This window comes from Pseudomonas sp. o96-267 (assembly GCF_003935465.1).
GTDB lineage: Bacteria > Pseudomonadota > Gammaproteobacteria > Pseudomonadales > Pseudomonadaceae > Aquipseudomonas > Aquipseudomonas sediminis.
Genome location: NZ_RHQP01000027.1, coordinates 39,694 through 59,743, shown reverse-complemented (window position 1 = coordinate 59,743; position 20,050 = coordinate 39,694). Strand labels below are relative to the sequence as shown.

Sequence of the window (20,050 nt, the reverse complement as noted above, 5' to 3'; positions counted from 1 at the left end):
CATGCACAACAGGCATCACGATGGGTGAAACCGCTACAACGCCCGCCGGGCAAAATCACGCGGACGGAAGCCCAATATCAGCAGCATGCCGAAGTAGGCAACCAGCCCAGCGGCCACCAACGCGCCGAGACGCAGCAGGCGCACGAGCATCTCCCCTTCTGCCCAGACAGGCATGACCTGTAGCAGCACCAGCAACACGGCGACCATCACCGCCACCGCGGCCACCAGCTTGAGCAGAAACAGCCCCCACCCCGGCAGCGGCTGGAAGATATCGGCGCGGCGCAGTTGCCAGTACAACAGGCCGGCATTCAGGCAGGCCGCCAGGCTGATCGCCAGCGCCAGGCCGACGTGCGCCATCTCCAGGCCAAACACGAACAGCGCATTCATCACCTGGGTGGCCAGCAGGCTGATGATGGCAATGCGCACCGGTGTCTTGATGTTCTGCTGGGCATAAAAGCCTGGCGCGAGGATCTTGATCAGAATCAACGCCAGCAGGCCGACCGAGTAGGCCACCAGCGCCCGCTGGGTCATCAGCGCATCCTCTGCACCGAACTTGCCGTACTGGAACAGCGACACCACCAGCGGCTCGGCGAGAATCGCCAGCGCCAACGTGGAGGGCAGCACCAACAGAAAGCACAGGCGCAGCCCCCAATCGAGCAGGCGGCGGTACTCGTCGCGATTCTTGCTGGCATAGGTTTTGGAGAGTGCCGGCAGCAGGATGGTGCCCAGCGCCACGCCCAGCACACCCGAGGGCAGCTCCATCAGGCGGTCGGCGTAATACATCCAGGACACCGAGCCAGCTACCAGGAAGGAGGCGAATATCGTGTTGATGATCAGCGAAATCTGACTCACCGAGACGCCGAAGATAGCTGGCCCCATCTGCTTGAGCACGCGCCAGACGCCCAGATCACCGAAACTCAGGCGCGGCAGCACCAGCATGCCGATCTTTTTAAGGTGCGGCAGTTGCCAGAGCAGTTGGGCCAGACCGCCGACCAGCACCGCCCAGCCCAGCGCCATGATCGGCGGGTCGAAATAAGGCGTCAGAAACAACGCGAAAACGATCATGCTGACGTTGAGCAGCGTCGGCACGAACGCCGGCACCGAAAAACGGTTCCAGGTGTTGAGAATGGCGCCCGCCAGCGATGACAGGGAGATCAACAATATATAAGGAAAGGTCACCCGCAGCAGATCGACGGTCAGCTCGAAGCGCTCGGCCTCATCGGCAAAACCCGGCGCCGTGGCCCAGACGATCCAGGGCGCTGCGAGCACGCCGATGGCCGTGACCAGCGCCAGCACCAAGGTCAGCAACCCTGATACATAGGCAATGAAGGTACGCGCAGCCTCCTCGCCCTGCTGCATCTTGTACTCGGCCAGAATCGGTACGAAGGCTTGAGAGAACGCCCCTTCGGCAAAAATACGGCGCAGCAGGTTGGGCAGCTTGAAGGCCACCACGAAGGCGTCCGACGCCACTCCGGCCCCGAAGGTGCGGGCGATGATGGTGTCGCGCACGAACCCCAGCACGCGCGAAACCATGGTCAGTGAACTGACGGCAGCCAGGGACTTGAGGAGATTCATGGGGTATTTCGGCTTCCATAAAGAGGTGCAGTAGCGGACAATCCGCCGCCCAACGAAGGCGTCGAGTGTAGCGAGCCACCACTGGTCAGGCCAGCACAGGAAAGCGTCATCAGACTTGACAGCAGGCAGATGGATCGGCATGATTCGCGGCCTTATTTGTCGTAACCCCCCAGTTTTCGAGGAGCTTGACGGTGGCCAACTCACCTTCTGCCAAAAAACGCGCCAAACAGGCTGAGAAGCGCCGTAGCCATAACGCCAGCCTGCGCTCGATGGTTCGTACTTACATCAAGAACGTAGTCAAGGCTATTGCTGCCAAAGATCTCGAGCTTGCCAAAACCGCTTACACTGCAGCTGTTCCGGTCATCGACCGCATGGCTGACAAAGGCATCATCCACAAGAACAAAGCCGCTCGTCACAAGAGCCGCCTGAATGCGCATATCAAGGCGCTGGGCGAAGCTGCTGCCGCTTAATCGCGACAGGTTCTTGAAAAACCGGCCCTGGTGGCCGGTTTTTTATTGCCCTAAATTCAAGTTTGCAGCCGTGCAGCCATGAAAAATGCCCGCCTCCTTGCGGAATGCGGGCATTTCTCGAAAACAGCAAAGATCAGCCGCGAGCAGCCTTGATCACTTCGATGTAAGGCTCGGCATTGCGCTGATCCTGAATCAGCGCGATGAAATCATTGCCCTGTGCATCGGTGGCCGAGAGATCGTAGCCTTCAGCGACGAAGAAACCCACGAAACGCTCGAAGTCATCGATACGCAGACCGCGATAAGCCTTGACCAGCTTGTGCAGCGAAGGCGGCGTGGCGTCCGCTGGTTCCACCGCAAGGAACAGCTTGATCGAGTCGTAGCTGATTTCTTCGCCAATCACCTGCTTCTTGTCTTTACGCATCGCCCGCTCCCGCCAGCATTACAGAGGGCCGGCAGTGTACCGCCGAGCCGCGCGCGGCTCAACGCGCAGCCGGGCAGGCTAACACGCGATCAATCGACACAACAGCCGACCTAGGTCATGCCGCGCCCGACGAACTCGCTCCTATAATGCGCCAAGCCATTAGGGAGCCAGCATGTCACGTCTACCGTTGCCGCTGTTCGCCGCCTGGCGCCAGACCCTGCGCGCGGGCTACTCCTGGAAGGCCCTACGCGGCGACCTGAGCGCCGGCCTGACGGTGGGCATCATTGCCATTCCACTGGCCATGGCGCTGGCTATTGCCGTGGGCGTGGCGCCGCAGCACGGCCTTTATACCGTGCTGATCGCCGCACCGCTGATCGCCCTGTGCGGCGGCTCGCGCTTCAATATTTCCGGCCCCACCGCCGCCTTTGTGGTGATCCTGCTGCCGATCACTCAGCAGTACGGTCTCGGCGGCTTGCTGCTGTGTACGCTGATGGCTGGCGTGATCCTGATCACCCTGGGGCTGCTGCGCGCCGGACGCCTGATCGAATTCGTGCCTTATCCGGTAACACTGGGCTTTACCGCCGGCATCGGCATCGTCATTGCCGTTCTGCAGATCAAGGATCTGTTCGGCCTCCACCTGGCCGGCACACCCCAGCATCTTCTGGAGCAGGTAAATCTGCTGATCCGTGCCCTGCCCAGCCTGCAGCTCGGCGACAGCCTGGTGGGCGCCGCGTGCCTGGCGACACTGCTGATCTGGCCACGCCTGATACCGAAGATTCCTGCGCACCTGGTCGCCCTGGCGATTGGCGCGTTGCTGGCATTGGCCCTGGAACGCCTGGGGCTGCCCGTGGCGACATTGGGCGAGCGCTTCAGCTATCAGCTCGACGGCATCGAATATCCCGGCATCCCGCCGTTCCTGCCAGCCCTGGCGTTACCCTGGAACCTGCCGGGCGCCGACGGCCAGCCGCTGGTGTTGTCATTCGAGCTGATCCGCCAACTGCTGGCACCGGCATTCGCTATCGCCATGCTCGGCGCCATCGAGTCACTGCTGTGCGCGGTAGTGGCCGACGGCATGACCGGCAGCAAGCATGACCCCAACGCCGAACTGATCGGCCAGGGCCTCGGCAACCTGGCTGCACCGTTCTTTGGCGGCATCACCGCCACCGCTGCCATCGCCCGCACCGCCGCCAACGTTCGGGCAGGCGCCTTTTCGCCGCTGGCAGCATTGATTCATGCGGGCGTGGTGCTGGCGGCAATTCTGTTACTGGCGCCGCTGTTCAGCTATCTGCCCATGGCAGCCCTGGCAGCGCTGCTGCTGATGGTGGCGTGGAACATGAGCGAGCCCCACCACGTCGTCCACACCCTGCGCATCGCCCCACGCAGTGATGTGCTGATACTGCTGACCTGCCTGGTGCTGACGGTGCTGTTCGACATGGTGCTGGCCGTCGGCGTAGGCCTGCTGCTGGCGGCTGGGCTGTTCATCAAGCGCATGAGCGAGCTGACCGATACCGCTGCACTGAGCCGGCAGCAACGTCAGGCCTTGCTGGATCTGCCCGAGCACGTGTTGGCTTACGCCATTCGCGGCCCGCTGTTCTTTGGCGCGGCAGAAAAGGCGTTGAGCGTGCTGCGACGCTTCACCCCGGGCGTGCGCGTGGTGATCGTCGATATCAGCGCCGTGCCACTGCTGGACATGACTGCCATTGCCGCGCTGGACAACGTGCTGCGCGATTACCGCCAGCAGGGTGTGGCGCTGATCCTCAGCGGGCCCACCGCGCAGGTACGGCTGCAACTACGCCGCGCCGGCATTCACCGACGCGCCGGGCAGCTGGCCTACGTGCACGATCTACCACAAGCGCGGGAGAGAGCCTTGCGCTGGCTGGATGACACAGCGCCAAAGCCGCTAGCCGAATAGGTTCGCCTTGCGCACCGAGGAAAGCCGGTGCGCGCAGCGCACCCTACGCGTTACAAGCGCTTACAGCCCCTTGACCGCGAAAATGCCCGCGGCGTTGCGCCAGTAGCCCTTGTAGTCCATGCCGTAACCGAAGATGTAACGGTCGATGCACTGCAAGCCGACATAGTTGGCCTTCAGATCAGGACGCGCCTTGCGCTCGTGTTCCTTGTCGATCAGCACTGCGGTATGTACAGCACGCGCGCCAGCATGGCGGCAGAAATCGATGATCGCGCCCAGGGTGTGCCCTTCGTCGAGGATGTCGTCGATGATCAGCACATCACGGTCGATGAACGAGACTTCCGGCTTGGCCTTCCAGAACAGCTCGCCCCCGCTGGTTTCATTGCGATAACGCGTGGCATGCAGGTAGGACGCCTCGAGCGGGAAGTTCAGCTTGGTCAACAGCTTGCCGGAGAAGATCAGGCCGCCGTTCATCACGCAGAACACCACCGGATTGCACTCGGCCAGTTCGGCGTTGATCTGGCTGGCGACCTTGTCGATGGCCGCTTCCACCTCGGCTTCGGTGAACAGGCAGTCGGCTTCCGCCATGATTTGGCGAATGTGCGCGAGATCGGCGGACATGGTGTGCTCTCTCTTGATCGGACTGATGAATGGCGGCGAACAGCCTGAAAACTGATCGAGCCGTCAAATAAAAGCGGGCAAAGGTACAGACCCATGCAGCGCTTGCCAAGTATCGACTGACCAGCGTAGCCGACGCACAGCGCAGGACATCGTGACTCATCAGTCACCCACCACTTGGCATGAGCAATGCTTTAATCTAACGCGATTTTTCCCAGAGCCCCGTTGGAGATCCCAGCCCATGCCCACTCGCGAGATCCGCCACCCGCTGATCCGTCATAAGATCGGCCTGATGCGCCGCGCCGATATCAGCACCAAGAATTTCCGTGAGCTGGCCCAGGAAGTGGGCGCCCTGCTGACTTATGAGGCCACCAACGACCTGCCGCTGGAAACCTACGACATCGAAGGCTGGGCGGGCACCGTGCAGGTGGAGAAGATCGCCGGCAAGAAAATCACCGTGGTGCCCATCCTGCGCGCAGGCATCGGCATGCTCGACGGTGTGCTCAGCCTGATCCCCGGCGCCAAGGTCAGCGCCGTGGGCGTCGCGCGCAACGAGGAAACCCTGGAAGCGCACACTTACCTGGAAAAGCTGGCGCCGGAAATCGACTCGCGCCTGGCGCTGATCATCGACCCGATGCTGGCCACCGGCGGTTCGATGGTCGCCACCATCGACCTGCTGAAGAAGGCCGGCTGCAAGGACATTCGCGCCATGGTTCTGGTCGCCGCTCCCGAAGGCATCCAGGCCGTCGAGAAGGCCCACCCGGACGTGACCATCTTCACCGCCTCCATTGATCAGTGCCTGAACGAACATGGCTACATCATTCCCGGCCTGGGCGATGCCGGTGACAAGATCTTCGGCACCAAGCAGAAGGACGCCTGACATGTCGCAGACGGAATTCAACGATCCGCTATGGCGCCAGGGTATCTCCGGTGCGCAGATGTTGTTCGTGGCCTTCGGCGCCCTGGTGCTGATGCCGCTGATCACCGGCATGGACCCCAACGTCGCGCTGTTCACCGCCGGTATCGGCACCCTGCTGTTCCAACTGGTGACCAAACGTCAGGTCCCGGTGTTCCTGGCCTCCAGCTTCGCCTTCATCGCACCGATCCTGGCAGCCAAGGGCGAATTCGGCCTACCCGCCGTGATGGGAGGTGTGATCGCCGCCGGCCTGGTCTACATCCTGCTCTCGGCGCTGGTCAAACTGCGCGGCCCCAGCTTTATCGACCGCCTGCTGCCGCCGGTGGTGATCGCCCCGGTGATCATTTCCATCGGTCTGGCGCTCTCGCCGGTGGCGGTGAACATGGCCATGGGCAAGGCCGGTGACGGCAGCATCGAGCTGGTGCCTTACAGCACGGCGATGATGATTTCGATGCCCGCGCTGATCACCACCCTGCTGGTGGCCGTGCTGGGCCGCGGCATCTTCCGCTTGGTACCGATCCTCGCCGGCATCGCGGTCGGCTGCGCCATCGCTGCAGTGCTCGGGGTGATCGACACCAGCGCCGTTGAACAAGCCGCCTGGCTCGCCGTACCCGCCTTCGTCACCCCGGAACTGCACTGGGGCGCCATTCTGTACATGGTGCCGGTAGCGCTGGCGCCAGCCATCGAGCACATCGGCGGCGTGGTGGCGATCGGTAACGTCACCGGCAAGAACTTCGTCAAGAAGCCGGGCCTGCATCGCACCCTGCTCGGCGACGGCCTGGCCACTTCGGCAGCCGGCCTGTTCGGTGGCCCACCCAACACCACCTACGCCGAAGTCACCGGTGCGGTGATGCTGACCAAGAGCTACAACCCGAAGATCATGACCTGGGCTGCGGTATTCGCCATCGCCCTGGCCTTCATCGGCAAGTTCGGCGTGGCCCTGCAGAGTATTCCGGTACCGGTAATGGGCGGCATTCTGTGCCTGCTGTTCGGCTCCATCGCCGTAGTCGGCCTCAACACCCTGATTCGCCACCAGGTCGACCTTTCCGAAGCCCGCAACCTGATCATCGTTTCGGTGACCCTGGTATTCGGCATCGGCGGCATGGTCATCGGCGGCAAGGAATTCGCCCTGTCGGGGATTTCCCTGTGCGCCATCAGCGCGCTGCTGCTCAACCTGGTGCTGCCAGGTGGCGCCGGCTGGAAGAAGCGGGACGCGGAAGAAGCCTGATTCCGCAGCCCAACAAAAAGCCCGCGATGATCGCGGGCTTTTTGTTGTTACCGGCTTACCAGCCGACGCCGAACCCCAGGGTGTAGCGGGTTTCGTTCAGATCGCCCTCGGCACCACTGACGATATCTTTCTCGGCCTTCATGTTCAGCGACGCCCAGTCGGTCACCTTGTAACGCAGGCCGACTTCCGCATCGAGGCTGTAGTCCGCCGCGCCACTGAGCGGACGACCGATCTCACCGACAGTGAACAGCTCGACGGTCTTGCCGATCAGATAGCGGTTGTAGTCCCACTTCACGCTCATCGCGTAGAAACGGTCCTGCTCACCGTTGCTGTAGCGGTAATCGCTGCGGTTGGCCAGGGTGGCGATGGAGAACGCGCCCAGCTCGTCATCCCAGAACTGGTAACCGGGACCGGTACCGAGGGTGCGCTGACGCTCCACTTCCTCGATGCGGTCGCGCTTGTACTCGAAGCGCCCCTGCCAGAACCACTTTTCCGTGAGGAAGCGGTCGAGCGCATATTCGGCGCTCCAGTTGTCGGTGCTGACGACGTCGTTCTTCAGCTCGCGGTTGTAGTCGGCAATCGCGTTGTGCCGCCAACGTCCATGACGGGCCTGAGTCTTGATATCGACGTCGTAGTCGTCGGAGTCACGCTCGCCGCGCTTGTAGTCGAGACCGAGGTCGACGTTGCCCTTCCAGGTGAAATCCTCCACCAGCGGTTTGGGCTTCATGATCTGCTCGATCTGCGTCAGCTCGATGGTCTTCGGCGCTTCGCCATTGGCCAGGGTCACCTTACCAGGCTCGGCAGCCAGCAGCGACTTGGCGCGCTCACCATCCACCGGCCCTAGCTTGACCAGCAGCTCGTGATCACTTTCCAGGGTGGCGATTTTCTTCCAGTCCAGCGGAATGGAGCCGCCATAGTCGGTTTCCAGCAGCAGCTTGCTGCCGTCGAAGAAGCGGATGGTGCCGGAGAGACGGTCTCCGTTCTTCAGCCAGACGGTATCGGCGAAGGCGGCGGAACTGCACAGAGCAATGCTCAGACCTAGCAGGGACAGCGATGTAGAGCGCGACATAAGTTGGGCGATGGCGTTGGTGGACGAAAGCCGGGCATTATCCGCAACCCCGGCGCCAGAGCAACAGCTGACCGACCAGGATACGCAGAGTTCAGCTTTTTCCGTCGGGCGGCGTTCCGTCGGGCGGCGATCCAACGGCAGGCATCACCAACCGACGCCAACACCGATCAGGTAATGCCGATCCGACACGGTCTGGCCCTGCGCGCGCAGTTGATCCAGTTCATAGAGCAGCGACAGGCGTGCCCATTGGTTGAGTCGATAGCGCAAGCCGAACTCACTATCGAGCACGTAGTCGATTTCTTCGATATGTGGAATCTGCAGTTGGGCGTTGGCATAGAACTCCAGGCGAGTGCCCCACAGCAGGCGCTTGTAATCCAGTTCCAGTGACGTGGTGTTGAATGCCAGGTCGGCCACATCCGACTCCAGACGCACGCGATTGAACTGGCCGATCAGGTCGAAACGCCCCAGCTCGTCATCCCAGAAACGATAACCCGGGCCAGTGCCGACGATGCGCTGACGGTCGATGGTTTCGAACTCATCCTCGGCCTGCTCTACACCCACCCGCCAGAACCAATGCTCGGTGAGAAAGCGGTCAAGGTCGTACTCCAGCTCCCAGTTGTCCTCGACCTTCCTGTCGTTCTTGGTTTCACGCTCCAACTCGCCACTGAGCACATGGCGCCAGCGCCCGTGCTCTACACGGGTATTGCCCTTGAGCTTCCATTCGTCGACGTCGTTCTGGTTGCGCTTCATGTCCAGCTTGGCGTCGAGGTTGCCCTCCCAGAGACGATCCTCCAGCAGTGGCCGCGGCGGCACCAGGCGCTTGATCTGCGCCAGCGGCAGGGTGTACTCGCGCTCACCCTCCACCCGCACCATGCCGCTACCGGCGGCCGCCAACCTTTCGCTACGTTCGTTGTCGAAACCGCTGCGGCGCACCAGCAGGGGTTTGTCCGAGCTGAGGGTATCGATATCCTTCCAGTCGATAAGCACCTGGCCGGCGTATTTGGTCTTGAGCGCCAACTTGCCGCCATCGAGCAGAATGATTTCACCGCTGAGGCGATCACCGTTGTCCAGCCAGACGGTATCGGCACAGATCGGGGCTGCCAGGGTAAAAAGGAATAAGGCGATTAGTACGCGCATGATAAGGACGAACCCTATGGGCAAGACGAAACCGCCAGAGTCTGCATGGCCGGCACCATCACCGGCAAGCGTGGAAGCGCGTCGCGAGGCGCTGTATCTGGTATTGGCACAGGTGCCTGAGGGCAAGGTCGTCAGCTATGGCGAACTGGCGCAGTTGGCAGGCCTGGGCCGCGCCGCGCGCTGGGTCGGCCGCACGCTAAGCCAATTGCCGGATGGCACCACACTCCCCTGGCACCGGGTTATTGCCGCAGGCGGGCGTCTCAGCCTGGCCGCCGGCAGCCCTTCCGGTGCCGAACAACGGGCACGTCTGCGCGCGGAGGGCATCAGCATCCTGAACGAACGTGTGGATATACGTCGCCACGGCTGGCGCCCGATGGAGCACAGCAGTTAGAGTGCGCCCTACCAAGACTCCCCCCTGCCCAGATTCGAGCCTGATGCCACGCAAATCCTGGCGAGAAGCCCTCGCGACCTACGCCAACCCCGCCACACTGGCTCTTCTGCTTCTGGGTTTCGCCGCCGGCCTGCCCTACATGCTGGTGTTCTCGACCCTTTCGGTATGGCTGCGCGAAGCCGGAGTAGCGCGCGAAACCATCGGTTTCGCCAGCCTGATCGGTCTGGCCTACGCCTTCAAATGGGTGTGGGCGCCAATGCTCGACCAGTGGCGCCTGCCGCTACTGGGCAAACTTGGCCGACGCCGCTCCTGGCTGGTGCTGTCACAGGCACTGGTTGCCATCGGTCTGATCGGCATGGCCTATTACGATCCGCAGACGCACCTGTCCTCGCTGATCGCACTCGCCGTGCTGGTGGCCTTCGCCTCGGCCACTCAGGACATCGCCATCGATGCCTATCGCCTGGAAATTCTCGGCGACGAGCATCAGGCTGCACTGGCTGCCGCCTACATGACCGGCTACCGGGTTGCCGCGCTGCTGGCTACCGCCGGTGCGCTGTATTTCGCCGAAGGCTTCGGCTCGACCGCCAAGGACTACCAATTCAGCGCCTGGACCGGCACCTACATGGTCTTCGCCCTGCTGATGCTGCCTGGCTTGCTCACCTCCATCTGGATGCGCGAACCGCCAGCACCTCCGCACATCAATGTCGCGCCACCCAAGCATGGTTTCTTCCACCAACTGCTGGCGATCAGCGCGGTGATCGTGCTGATCATCGCCGTGCCGACCATGTTCATCCAGTTCTATCAGAGCGATCTGATGCTCATGCTGCTCGGCGACGTCAGCATGCACGAGTTGCTCTACAACGACCGCGCCTTCCTGCGCGCCCTGCTCTACAGCACCCTGGCCTGCGTCTGCGCATCCGGGCTGTTCTGGGGCGGGCTGGCACCGGTACTGAAAACGGCTGCGGCAAGGTATGGGTTCTTCCACCAGCTGCTTTCCGTACTGCTGCTGATCATTCTGCTGATCGCCATCCCGGCCATGGTCACCCAGTTCTACGAAAGTGACCTGATGCTAGTGTTCCAGGGCCAGATAAGCCTGCAGGAGTTGCTCTACTACGACCGTGCCTTCCTGCGTGCGCTGCTCTATACCCTGCTCACCAGCCTGTCGATCTCCAGCCTGTTCTGGGGCGGCATGGCCCCGGTGCTCACGCCGATCAACGACTTCATCGTGCGCTATCGCTGGCAGGCGTTGCTGCTACTTAGCCTGATCGCCACCTATCGCCTGTCCGATACCGTGATGGGCGTGATGGCCAACGTCTTCTACATCGACCAGGGTTTCACCAAGGAGCAGATTGCCAGCGTCAGCAAGGTTTTCGGCCTGGTGATGACCTTGCTCGGCGCCGGCGTCGGCGGCCTGTTGATCGTGCGCTTCGGCATCATGCCGATTCTGCTGATAGGTGCTGCCGCATCGGCGGCCACCAACTTGATGTTCATGCTGTTGGTGGGCATGGGTCCGCACCTGAACATGCTGATCGTCACCATCAGCTGCGACAATTTCAGCGCAGGCCTGGCTACCTCGGCGTTCGTGGCCTATCTGTCGAGTCTGACCAACCTGAAGTTCTCCGCCACCCAGTACGCCCTGCTCAGCTCCATCATGCTGTTGCTGCCGCGCCTGATCGGCGGCTATTCCGGCGTGATGGTGGAAAGCCTCGGCTACGCCCACTTCTTCCTGGCCACAGCGCTGATGGGTATACCGACACTGCTGCTGATCATCGTCCAGTGGCGTCGTGACAAGCGCCAGCCACTGCCGGATGCGACGCCACCTGCGCTCGACAAGGCCTGATTGGCAGACAGAAAAAAGCCCCGGATCGACCGGGGCTTTTTCATTTCAGCGCGCCTCACTCGGCCTTGGCCAAATGCACCACCCGCTGCGGGAACGGAATACCGATGCCGGCCTCGGTCAAACGTTCCTTGGCCTGCTCGGTAAAGGAGAAGGTCACCGGCCAGAAGTCGCCGGTAGCCACCCACACACGCAGCGACAGGTTCACCGCACTGTCACCCAGCCCGGTCACGAACACCACCGGCGCAGGATCGACATGTACACGCGGGTCCTGGGCGATTTCCAGCAGCACCTCGCGCGCTTTTTTGATGTCGCTGGAGTAATCGATACCGATATTGATGTCGGCACGCCGACGCGGCTCACGCGAGTAGTTGGTGATGTGGCCGTTGGACAGGCTGCCGTTAGGCACGATGACGACCTTGTTATCGCCGGTCTTCAGCGTGGTATGGAAGATCTGAATGCTGTCGACGCTACCGGAGACACCCTGTGCCTCGATCCAATCACCAGCCCGAAACGGACGGAACAGCATGATCAGCACGCCACCGGCGAAGTTGGCCAGGCTGCCCTGCAACGCCAGGCCGATGGCCAGACCCGCGGCACCGATCATGGCGATGAACGAAGTGGTCTCCACACCGATCATCGAAGCCACGCTGATCAGCAGCAGAATACGCAGCACGATGCTGACCAGGCTGCCAATGAAGCTGCTCAACGCGCGGTCCACCTTACGCGCTGCGAGCATGCTCTCGATGCTCGACGTCAGCCGGCTGATCAGCCACCAGCCGATCAGCAGAGTGATCACTGCCAGGGTCAGCTTGCCGCTGTACTCCAACACCACCGGCAGCCAGGCCTCGGACATTTTCACCAGTTCCTCGACGTTCATCTCCATAGGGTGCTCCTGTTTTCCCGTACATGAAACGAAACCGCCATGGCAAGCCATGGCGGTCAGAATGCTATCAACCTAGCCTGCGACGACTCAGCATCACAAAGGTTCAATCGCGGAAGTTGTTGTACTGCAGCGGCATGCCGAACTCGTGCCCCCGCAGCAGGGCGATGGCTTCCTGCAGGTCATCACGCTTCTTGCCGGTAACGCGCACCTGCTCACCCTGGATGGCGGCCTGCACCTTGAGCTTGGCGTCCTTGATGTGAGCGACGATCTTCTTCGCCAGCTCCTTGTCGATGCCTTCGCGGAAGGTGACTTCCTGCTTCATCACCTTGCCCGAGGCATAGGGTTCCTTGGTTTCCAGGCATTGGCAGTCGATCTTGCGTTTGACCAGGCTGCTGCGCACGATGTCGAGCATCTGCTCGAGCATGAACTCGGCCTCAGCGGTCAAGGTCAGCGCCTTGTCCTTGCTCTCGATGCTGCATTTGCCACGCAGGTCGAACCGACGGTCGAGCTCCTTGATGGCATTGTCGACCGCATTGGTCAGTTCGTGTTTGTCCAGTTCAGACACGATGTCGAACGAAGGCATGAGTGGGCTCCTGATGGACGGCGCGATCCTCTTCACGGAGTGAACGCGCCTGACTTGACGATAACTATGGCGAGCCCATTATATCCAGACTGATACGCGCCGTTTGGCGTCCTTCCTCTCTGTCTGCGAGCCAGCCACATGCCCAACCCCCATCTCAGCATCCTGGTGGTGGATGACGCCAAGTTCTCCAGCGCCATGATCGGCCGTGCACTGAGCCAGGCCGGCTATCAGGATGTGCGCTTCGCCAGCAGCGCCAGCGAAGCCCTGCAGTTGCTCGAGCAGCGCCCTGCCAGCGTGCTGCTAGCCGACTGGCTGATGCCCGAGATCGACGGCCTGGAGCTGACCGCCAGGGTGCGTCAACTGGACGAAACCGCCGATCACTACACCTACATCATCCTGCTGACCGGCAAGGAAGGCGAAAACGTTTTGAGCGAAGCCTTCGACCGCGGCGTCGATGACTTCATCAGTAAGGCGGCGATGAACGAGCAGCTGGTGCCCCGTGTGTACGCCGCTGATCGCCTGTGCAACACCTTGCAGCGCCTGCTACACGAAAACCGCATGCTCACGCATAACATCGCCAGCCTGGAGCGGCGTAACCTGGTCGATCCGCTCACCGGTCTGGGCAACCCGCGCTATCTGCAGCAGAAGCTCACCGACAGCCTGCGTCAGATCGAATCGCGCGGCGGTGCCGTGTGCTACCTGCTGATCGGCTTGCAGGACGCCAGTCAGTTGCGCAGCCAATACGGCGACCGTTTCTTCAACGAGCTGCTACATGGCGTCGCACGACGCCTGCAACAGCTCGTCAGACCACTGGACGTGCTGACCCGCCTGGATGACAACCACTTCGGCCTGATCACTCTGCTCGAAGACCTGCACGAGTGCTCGCCTAGCAGCTTCAAGCGCCTGCACGAAGGGCTCAACTTCAAGGCCTTCAAGACCAGCGAAGGGTTCATTACGCTGAAAGCCGGCATCAGCCTGGTCGGCCTGGACGCCAAGGCGCTGCCCACCACCCCGGAACAACTGATTCAGCATGCGCAAAATCTGCTGCCAGAGTCTTATGTCAGCGGCCGGGTCGCAGCCATGCGCCTGCCTCTGCCGTGACCTGGCACATCCTCGGCGCCGGTAGCCTCGGCAGCCTTTGGGCCACACGTCTGGCCCGTGCCGGCCTGCCGGTCAGGCTGATTCTGCGCAACCGGCAACGCCTCGCGGCCTACCAGCAGGCTGGCGGCCTGACTCTGATCGAAGCAGGCCAGGCCCAGCAGTACGCCATTGCCGCGGAGTTGCCACAGGCCGACGCCCCCATCCATCGCCTGCTGCTGGCTTGCAAGGCCTATGACGCGCAAAGCGCGGTGGCGACCATCGCCGAGCGTCTGGCCCCGGGCGCCGAACTGCTGCTGTTGCAGAACGGCCTGGGCAGCCAGGATGAAGTCGCCCAACGCCTACCCAGACAGCGCTGCCTGTTCGTCTCCAGCACCGAAGGGGCCTTTCGCCCTGCCGACTTTCAGGTGGTATTCGCCGGCAATGGCTACAACTGGCTGGGCGACCCGAACAATCCCCAGCCGCCAGCCTGGCTGGACGAGCTGCAGCACGCGGGCATCGCTCACCAGTGGAGCCCGGATATCCTCACGCGCCTGTGGCGCAAGCTGGCGCTGAACTGCGCAATCAACCCGCTCACGGTATTGCATGACTGCCGCAATGGAGGCCTGAGCGAACATCCGGCCGAAGTTGCCACCCTGTGCGCCGAGCTCGGCGAACTGCTGCAACGCTGCGGCCAACCGGCGGCGGCGGAGAATCTGCATGAGGAAGTCCAGCGCGTGATCCTCGCCACCGCGGCTAACTACTCGTCCATGCACCAGGACGTAGCGCAGGGACGTCGTACCGAAATCAGCTACCTGCTTGGCTATGCCTGCGCCGCCGCGCAGCGTCATCAGCTGCATGTGCCGCACCTGCAACACCTGCAACAGCGCCTGCTCAGGCATCTCGACGAACGCGGCTTGCCCCTGAGTTAGCGGCCCTGGCCGTGGCAATGACTGCCCTGGCGCGCTAACCTGCCGTCTTCACCCGCCACAACGATACCCTCATGAGACTGCGTCAGCGCCTCGAAAATCTGCCAGTAGGCCGCAAACTGCTAGCCGCGCTGCTGGTATTGCTCGCCGCAGTGATGCTGGTGGCCAACCTGGCCTTCATCAGCGCAGCCTACTGGATCACCCAGGAGAGCATGGCGCCGCAGGCTCTGCACACCCTCGGTCGGCTCATCGCCAGCCCGACGCTCAGCAAAGAGGCACTGAACTCACCAGCCTCGGCCCAGGCCCTGCTCAAGCGCCTGGATGAATACGCGCCACTGCGTGCCGCGGTGATCTACGACAGCAACGGCGACAGCCTGGCGCAACTGCAGCGCGGCGAAAAATTGCAGCTGCCGCAAGAGCTCAGCCAGCTGCCACATTGGCGCGAAACGGCCTTTCGCACCAACCTGCTGGTCGACCTACCGCACCCTAGCGGTCATCCCGGAGCCCTGCTGCTGGTGGCTTCCAGCGAATTGCCTGGCGCGTTCTATACCGGAACGCTGACAGCCAGCCTGGTGATTCTGGCGTTCAGCGTGTTGCTGTGGATGCTGGTAGCCAGGCAGATCAAACGCCTGGTGACCAAGCCCATTCGCCGCCTGGAGGAGCTCTCACGCCAGGTCACCCGCGAAGAGAACTATGCGCTGCGCGCCAATCGCGGCAACCAGGATGAAATCGGCAGCCTGGCCGATGCGTTCAATACCATGCTGATGCGCATGGAAGCTCGCGAACAGCAGCTCAAACGTGCTCGCGACGACGCCCAGCAGGCCTTCGATCAGGCACAGAGCCTGGCCGAGGAAACCCGTCACTCCAACCGCAAGCTGGAGCTGGAAGTGCAGGTGCGCAGCAAGATCGAGAAGAAGCTCACCGGTTTTCAGAACTACCTCAACAGCATCATCGACTCCATGCCCTCGGCGCTGATCGCCCTCGACGAACAGCTCTACGTGACGCAGTGGAATCAGGAAGCCAGCGCCCTGTCAGGTACGCGCCTGGAAGAAGCGCTGAACCAGCCGGTGTTTCTCGCCTTCCCGCCGCTGAAACCCTTTCTCGCGCAGCTCAAGCGCACCGCCGAGCAACATCGCGTGGAGAAGATCGAGCGCGTAACCTGGCACAAGGACGAAGAGCCTCACCACTACGCCCTGACCTTTTACCCGCTGATGGGCGGCGCCGGCCGAGGCGTGGTGATCCGCATCGACGACATCACCCAGCGCCTGGCCCTGGAGGAAATGATGGTGCAGTCGGAGAAGATGCTCTCGGTCGGCGGCCTGGCGGCTGGGATGGCACATGAAATCAACAATCCGCTTGGCGCCATCCTGCATAACGTGCAGAACATTCGTCGACGCCTGTCGCCGGGCCTGGAGAAGAACGTAGAACAGGCCGAACAGGCCGGCGTCAGCTTGCCTGCGATTGAGCATTACATGGAGGCGCGCGAGGTTCCACGCCTGCTCGACGGCATCCAGCAGGCCGGCCAGCGCGCGGCCAAGATCGTCAGCCACATGCTCAGTTTCAGCCGCCGTAGCGACCGCCAGCTTTCACCTTGCGATCTGCCGGCACTGATCGATCAGGCCCTGGAGATCGCCGGCAATGACTTCGATCTGACCGACAGCTTCGACTTCAAGACCCTGGAGATCGTGCGTCAGTTCGACCCGTTGCTAGGCCCGGTGGCAGGCACCGCCAACGAGCTCGAGCAGGTACTGTTGAACCTGCTGAAGAACGCTGCCCAGGCAATTCACCAGCGCGATGAGGGTGTAGAATCCGGCCGCATCACCCTGCGCACGAGGCAGGTCGGCAGCTGGGCAGAAGTACAGGTGGAAGACAACGGCACCGGCATGAGCGAGGCGGTACGCAAGCGCATCTTCGAGCCTTTCTTCACCACCAAGGAGGTCGGTCAGGGCACCGGGCTCGGTCTGGCTGTCTCCTACTTCATCATCACCAACAATCACAAAGGGCAGATGGAGGTGCACTCCACGCCAGGCCAGGGCACCTGTTTCACCCTGCGCCTGCCGCTCGCCTCGCTGCCCGCCCAAACAGGACTCTGAGCCATGGGCTTTCGCCTCTCGAAGATCTATACCCGCACCGGCGACAAGGGTGAAACCGGTCTCGCCAACGGCCGCCGGGTCGGCAAGGACCACCCACGTATCGAGGCCATCGGCGAGCTGGACACACTCAGCAGTCAGCTCGGCCTGCTACTCGCCGAACTCGACGAGGCAGCCACGACCTGGCCAGGGCTCAAGGAAATCAGCGAAGTGCTGAGCTCCTGCCAGCACCGCCTGTTCGACCTCGGTGGCGAACTGGCGATGCCCGAGTATCAGGCACTGCAACAGGGGGAAGTGCAGCGCCTGGAGGCCGCCATCGACAGCTGGAACGAAGAGGTCGGGCCTCTTGAGAACTTCATCCTGCCTGGCGGCTCGAGGCTGATCGCCCAGGCCCACGTGTGCCGCAGCCTCGCACGCAGCAGTGAGCGCCGCTGCCAACACCTCAATGCCGTCGAGCCGCTACGCGCCGAGGGCCTGGCCTACGTCAATCGCCTCTCCGACCTGCTGTTCGTCGCCGCCCGCCTGATCGCCAAGCGCCAGGGCATTGCCGAAGTTCTGTGGAAAGCTGCAGACAAGCCGTAAATCGCGACCTCACATGTAGACGGAGGGTAGGAGCGAGGGGGACTCCTAGTTCTCTAATCACGAAGCTTCTTAGACTCGCCGATGTTCGCGAGCAGAGCTCGCTCCTACAGAAATACGGCGTCCCACAACGGATAATCGGCGAGTTGCTTTACCAAACCGGCCCGCAAAGGGTTGGCGACGATATACCGAGCGAAATCACGTACGTCATCCTCTCGGCGTAAAGCCCGGTCGTGGTAGCCGGATTGCCAGACCCTACCGCTCCGCTGCAAGCGTTGGTTGATTGCCTTGGCACTACGCGACTTTACCTGCCGCAATAACCTCTCCAAGTCGCACTGTCCTAGTTGAAACAACCAGTGAAAGTGATCCGGCATAACAACCCAACACAACGAGGTGACGAGGCCTTGCGCCTCAGCGAGGCGTAATTCGTCGATCAGAAGCCGCCCCACGAAAAAGTCGTGAAACAAAGCTTTTCGACAGTGGGTAACGGCTGTAATCGCATAGATGCGGCCAGGCTCAGAAAAGCGACCGTTTCGCAGATGAGACGTATGGTAATGGGGCATTCCTTGCCTCCTGTTTGCATGCTACCTCAGGTATAGACCGTAGGAGCGAGCTCTGCTCGCGAAGCTTCTTAACCCTCTCCAATGTTCGCGAGCAGAGCTCGCTCCTACACCCCATTGGCCGGCCAGAACGCGCGAATGCCCGCCACACCCTGGGCGCCAATCTGCCAGGCGCGCTCGATATCGGCCGGGCCAACGCCGCCCAGCAGATAAGCCGGCAGGTTGAAATGGGTCAGCATCTCGCTTGCTGCCTCCCAACCCAGCGGTAGTGCTTCGGGATGCGTTGCGGTCGCCTGCAGCGGCGACAGGGTGACGAAATCCACACCCATCTGCGCTGCCAACGCCAGCTCCTCGGCACTGTGGCAGGACGCTGCCAGCCAGCGATGCTCCGGGAAAGGCCGGCCGCCAGCGGCATGCTTGCGCAGCTGCTCGGCGGTCAGGTGCCAGCCTGCCGCCGGAAAGTCGCCCAGCCATTCCAGCGGTCCCTTGAGCATCAGTTGCGCCTTGCCGGCGCACAGGCCCTGCACGTCGACTGCCAGGTCGCGATACTGCGGGTCGAACATGTTCGGCGCACGCAGCTGAATCAACCGGACACCTTGCGCCAGGGCACTGCGGATGCCGGCGAGCAGCTCGCTCGGTTCCAGGCCGTCAGGGGTAATCAGGTAACGATCCGGCAGGCGCGCGGCGGCGACGATGGGCTTGTTGGCAGCGGGAAACTCGTACTCCAGCAGTTGCCGCTCGCTGACCCAGGCCAGCGGCTGGCCTTCTGCGCCATGCGGCTCACCGCTGAAGGTCGAGACTTCCCAGACGTCCAGCAACACCTGCTTGTCCGGGTAATCGTGGCGAATCTGAATCAGCGCACGCGCCGCTTGCGGACGGATGCCAAGCTCTTCCTGCAACTCACGGTCGAGGGCGACGTGCACTGCCTCGCCCTCTTCCACCTTGCCGCCGGGAAACTCCCACAGACCACCCTGGTGCTTATCCTGCGGGCGCTTGGCAATCAGGATGCGTCCATCGACACCCCGAATCACCGCTGCGGCGACATGAACACGCTTCACTCCTTCACCTCCTGCAATGCTGCCTGATACCAGCGTTGGAACGCCGGCCAACGATAGATGGATTCGACATAGGCCGCTGCCGCTGTCGGTAGCGCCACACGATAGCTGCGCAGTCGCGCGGCGACCGGCGCGAAGAAGGCATCGGCAATGCTGACCTGGCCAAACAGGTAGTTGCCGGTACTGGCGTAACGCTCACGGCAGCCGGCCCAGATAGCGCAGATGCGATCGATATCGGCCTGTACCTCGTCAGGCAGTTCGGCCAGCGCCTTGTCCCGTGCCAGATCCATGGGCATATGACTGCGTAGCGCAGTGAAGTCGCTGTGCATCTCTGCACAGATACTGCGTGCCAGCGCGCGAGCCTGACAGTCCTGCGGCCACAGCTGCGCCTCTGGATAGCACTCGGCCAGGTACTCGGCAATCGCCAGGGAGTCCCACACCGCCCCCTGTTCGGTCAGCAGAACCGGCACCTTGCCGGTGGGCGAATAGCGCAACAGTTGTGCGCGGCTGTCAGGCTGAAACAAACGTACCCGCAGCTCTTCGCAGTCGGCACCGGCCAGATCGACCGCGAGCGCCCCACGTAGAGACCAGGAGGAATAGTTCTTGTCGCCAATCACCAGTTGCAGTGCCATCTTGCGTGTCCTCGCCTACGTTCCTGGAAATACCCCGAAGTCGCTCGACGTTAAAAGGCCGACCACCGAATAGCAAATTCCCGCGCGT

General features: G+C 62.2%; 19 protein-coding genes and 1 pseudogene. 10 read left to right on the top strand and 10 right to left on the bottom strand.

Translation table 11 applies throughout. From position 1 onward, the window contains the following. Positions 1–33: 33 nt before the first annotated feature. The gene (gene murJ / locus EGJ86_RS17910; protein ID WP_125836027.1) at positions 34–1,575 is read right to left on the bottom strand and encodes a murein biosynthesis integral membrane protein MurJ; all 1,542 of its coding nucleotides are present in this window, start codon (positions 1,573–1,575) and stop codon (positions 34–36) included. Positions 1,576–1,766: 191 nt separating this feature from the next. Here murJ and rpsT point away from each other — a divergent pair, with 191 nt between their 5' ends. Beyond that, a complete protein-coding gene (gene rpsT, locus EGJ86_RS17905; protein WP_003243036.1) occupies positions 1,767–2,045 on the top strand; it encodes a 30S ribosomal protein S20 in 279 nt (92 codons plus the stop codon). A gap of 133 nt (positions 2,046–2,178) precedes the next feature. Here the strand turns inward: rpsT and EGJ86_RS17900 are convergent, their stop codons facing one another. Next, a complete protein-coding gene (locus EGJ86_RS17900) occupies positions 2,179–2,466 on the bottom strand; it encodes a PA4642 family protein (RefSeq protein WP_125836026.1) in 288 nt (95 codons plus the stop codon). Positions 2,467–2,638: 172 nt separating this feature from the next. On the opposite strand from EGJ86_RS17900, the gene dauA reads away from it, so the two are divergent. Next, entirely contained in the window at positions 2,639–4,378 is a 1,740-nt protein-coding gene (gene dauA / locus EGJ86_RS17895; protein WP_125836025.1) for a C4-dicarboxylic acid transporter DauA, read from the top strand. A gap of 60 nt (positions 4,379–4,438) precedes the next feature. Here the strand turns inward: dauA and EGJ86_RS17890 are convergent, their stop codons facing one another. Then, entirely contained in the window at positions 4,439–4,996 is a 558-nt protein-coding gene (locus tag EGJ86_RS17890; protein ID WP_106732797.1) for a hypoxanthine-guanine phosphoribosyltransferase, read from the bottom strand. 238 nt (positions 4,997–5,234) lie between these two features. Here EGJ86_RS17890 and upp point away from each other — a divergent pair, with 238 nt between their 5' ends. Continuing rightward, positions 5,235–5,873, top strand: a complete 639-nt coding sequence (gene upp, locus EGJ86_RS17885) for a uracil phosphoribosyltransferase (protein ID WP_099522425.1) — start codon at positions 5,235–5,237, stop codon at positions 5,871–5,873. Position 5,874: 1 nt separating this feature from the next. Beyond that, entirely contained in the window at positions 5,875–7,137 is a 1,263-nt protein-coding gene (locus EGJ86_RS17880) for a uracil-xanthine permease family protein (RefSeq protein ID WP_106732795.1), read from the top strand. Between the two features lie 55 nt (positions 7,138–7,192). Here the strand turns inward: EGJ86_RS17880 and EGJ86_RS17875 are convergent, their stop codons facing one another. Further along, entirely contained in the window at positions 7,193–8,206 is a 1,014-nt protein-coding gene (locus EGJ86_RS17875) for a DUF481 domain-containing protein (RefSeq protein WP_106732794.1), read from the bottom strand. 144 nt (positions 8,207–8,350) lie between these two features. Further along, positions 8,351–9,343 carry a DUF481 domain-containing protein gene (locus EGJ86_RS17870; protein ID WP_125836024.1) on the bottom strand — a complete coding sequence of 331 codons (993 nt, stop codon included), beginning with the start codon at positions 9,341–9,343 and terminating at the stop codon, positions 8,351–8,353. Positions 9,344–9,359: 16 nt separating this feature from the next. On the opposite strand from EGJ86_RS17870, the gene EGJ86_RS17865 reads away from it, so the two are divergent. Further along, positions 9,360–9,734 carry an MGMT family protein gene (locus EGJ86_RS17865; RefSeq protein WP_125836023.1) on the top strand — a complete coding sequence of 125 codons (375 nt, stop codon included), beginning with the start codon at positions 9,360–9,362 and terminating at the stop codon, positions 9,732–9,734. A 43-nt stretch (positions 9,735–9,777) separates the two neighbouring features. Beyond that, positions 9,778–11,574 carry an AmpG family muropeptide MFS transporter gene (locus tag EGJ86_RS17860; RefSeq protein WP_125836022.1) on the top strand — a complete coding sequence of 599 codons (1,797 nt, stop codon included), beginning with the start codon at positions 9,778–9,780 and terminating at the stop codon, positions 11,572–11,574. A gap of 55 nt (positions 11,575–11,629) precedes the next feature. On the opposite strand, the gene EGJ86_RS17855 is transcribed toward EGJ86_RS17860, so the two are convergent. Both EGJ86_RS17855 and EGJ86_RS17850 read right to left on the bottom strand, forming a co-directional pair. Beyond that, positions 11,630–12,457 (bottom strand): mechanosensitive ion channel family protein, encoded by an 828-nt coding sequence (locus EGJ86_RS17855; RefSeq protein WP_125836021.1) that lies wholly within the window; start codon positions 12,455–12,457, stop codon positions 11,630–11,632. Between the two features lie 103 nt (positions 12,458–12,560). Beyond that, positions 12,561–13,040 carry a YajQ family cyclic di-GMP-binding protein gene (locus EGJ86_RS17850; protein WP_125836020.1) on the bottom strand — a complete coding sequence of 160 codons (480 nt, stop codon included), beginning with the start codon at positions 13,038–13,040 and terminating at the stop codon, positions 12,561–12,563. Between the two features lie 135 nt (positions 13,041–13,175). On the opposite strand from EGJ86_RS17850, the pseudogene EGJ86_RS17845 reads away from it, so the two are divergent. The 4 genes and pseudogenes from EGJ86_RS17845 to EGJ86_RS17830 all read left to right on the top strand — a co-directional run. Next, a pseudogene (locus EGJ86_RS17845) lies at positions 13,176–14,141 on the top strand (response regulator); the annotation flags it as partial. Beyond that, positions 14,138–15,049, top strand: a complete 912-nt coding sequence (locus EGJ86_RS17840) for a putative 2-dehydropantoate 2-reductase (protein ID WP_125836019.1) — start codon at positions 14,138–14,140, stop codon at positions 15,047–15,049. The pseudogene EGJ86_RS17845 and the gene EGJ86_RS17840, both read left to right, overlap by 4 nt. A 71-nt stretch (positions 15,050–15,120) precedes the next feature. Next, on the top strand, positions 15,121–17,139 hold the full coding sequence (locus tag EGJ86_RS17835) for an ATP-binding protein (RefSeq protein ID WP_106732788.1): 2,019 nt from the start codon (positions 15,121–15,123) through the stop codon (positions 17,137–17,139). A gap of 3 nt (positions 17,140–17,142) precedes the next feature. Further along, a complete protein-coding gene (locus EGJ86_RS17830) occupies positions 17,143–17,718 on the top strand; it encodes a cob(I)yrinic acid a,c-diamide adenosyltransferase (protein ID WP_125836018.1) in 576 nt (191 codons plus the stop codon). Between the two features lie 104 nt (positions 17,719–17,822). Here EGJ86_RS17830 and EGJ86_RS17825 read toward each other — a convergent pair whose 3' ends face one another. The 3 genes from EGJ86_RS17825 to EGJ86_RS17815 all read right to left on the bottom strand — a co-directional run bounded on the left by EGJ86_RS17825 (position 17,823) and on the right by EGJ86_RS17815 (position 19,962). Beyond that, positions 17,823–18,278, bottom strand: a complete 456-nt coding sequence (locus EGJ86_RS17825) for a transposase (RefSeq protein ID WP_106732786.1) — start codon at positions 18,276–18,278, stop codon at positions 17,823–17,825. Positions 18,279–18,382: 104 nt separating this feature from the next. Continuing rightward, a complete protein-coding gene (locus tag EGJ86_RS17820) occupies positions 18,383–19,333 on the bottom strand; it encodes a Nudix family hydrolase (protein WP_125836017.1) in 951 nt (316 codons plus the stop codon). Then, positions 19,330–19,962, bottom strand: a complete 633-nt coding sequence (locus EGJ86_RS17815; protein WP_125836016.1) for a glutathione S-transferase family protein — start codon at positions 19,960–19,962, stop codon at positions 19,330–19,332. Before EGJ86_RS17815 ends, EGJ86_RS17820 begins: the two co-directional genes overlap by 4 nt. Between the last annotated feature and the right edge of the window lie 88 nt (positions 19,963–20,050).

Bases quoted from the DNA above. Each gene is read 5' to 3' on its own strand.
- murJ (WP_125836027.1), bottom strand. From the start codon at position 1,575: ATGAATCTCCTCAAGTCCCTGGCTGCCGTCAGTTCACTGACCATGGTT.
- EGJ86_RS17900 (WP_125836026.1), bottom strand. From the start codon at position 2,466: ATGCGTAAAGACAAGAAGCAGGTGATTGGCGAAGAAATCAGCTACGAC.
- dauA (WP_125836025.1), top strand. From the start codon at position 2,639: ATGTCACGTCTACCGTTGCCGCTGTTCGCCGCCTGGCGCCAGACCCTG.
- EGJ86_RS17890 (WP_106732797.1), bottom strand. From the start codon at position 4,996: ATGTCCGCCGATCTCGCGCACATTCGCCAAATCATGGCGGAAGCCGAC.
- upp (WP_099522425.1), top strand. From the start codon at position 5,235: ATGCCCACTCGCGAGATCCGCCACCCGCTGATCCGTCATAAGATCGGC.
- EGJ86_RS17880 (WP_106732795.1), top strand. From the start codon at position 5,875: ATGTCGCAGACGGAATTCAACGATCCGCTATGGCGCCAGGGTATCTCC.
- EGJ86_RS17875 (WP_106732794.1), bottom strand. From the start codon at position 8,206: ATGTCGCGCTCTACATCGCTGTCCCTGCTAGGTCTGAGCATTGCTCTG.
- EGJ86_RS17870 (WP_125836024.1), bottom strand. From the start codon at position 9,343: ATGCGCGTACTAATCGCCTTATTCCTTTTTACCCTGGCAGCCCCGATC.
- EGJ86_RS17865 (WP_125836023.1), top strand. From the start codon at position 9,360: ATGGGCAAGACGAAACCGCCAGAGTCTGCATGGCCGGCACCATCACCG.
- EGJ86_RS17860 (WP_125836022.1), top strand. From the start codon at position 9,778: ATGCCACGCAAATCCTGGCGAGAAGCCCTCGCGACCTACGCCAACCCC.
- EGJ86_RS17855 (WP_125836021.1), bottom strand. From the start codon at position 12,457: ATGGAGATGAACGTCGAGGAACTGGTGAAAATGTCCGAGGCCTGGCTG.
- EGJ86_RS17850 (WP_125836020.1), bottom strand. From the start codon at position 13,040: ATGCCTTCGTTCGACATCGTGTCTGAACTGGACAAACACGAACTGACC.
- EGJ86_RS17835 (WP_106732788.1), top strand. From the start codon at position 15,121: ATGAGACTGCGTCAGCGCCTCGAAAATCTGCCAGTAGGCCGCAAACTG.
- EGJ86_RS17830 (WP_125836018.1), top strand. From the start codon at position 17,143: ATGGGCTTTCGCCTCTCGAAGATCTATACCCGCACCGGCGACAAGGGT.
- EGJ86_RS17825 (WP_106732786.1), bottom strand. From the start codon at position 18,278: ATGCCCCATTACCATACGTCTCATCTGCGAAACGGTCGCTTTTCTGAG.
- EGJ86_RS17815 (WP_125836016.1), bottom strand. From the start codon at position 19,962: ATGGCACTGCAACTGGTGATTGGCGACAAGAACTATTCCTCCTGGTCT.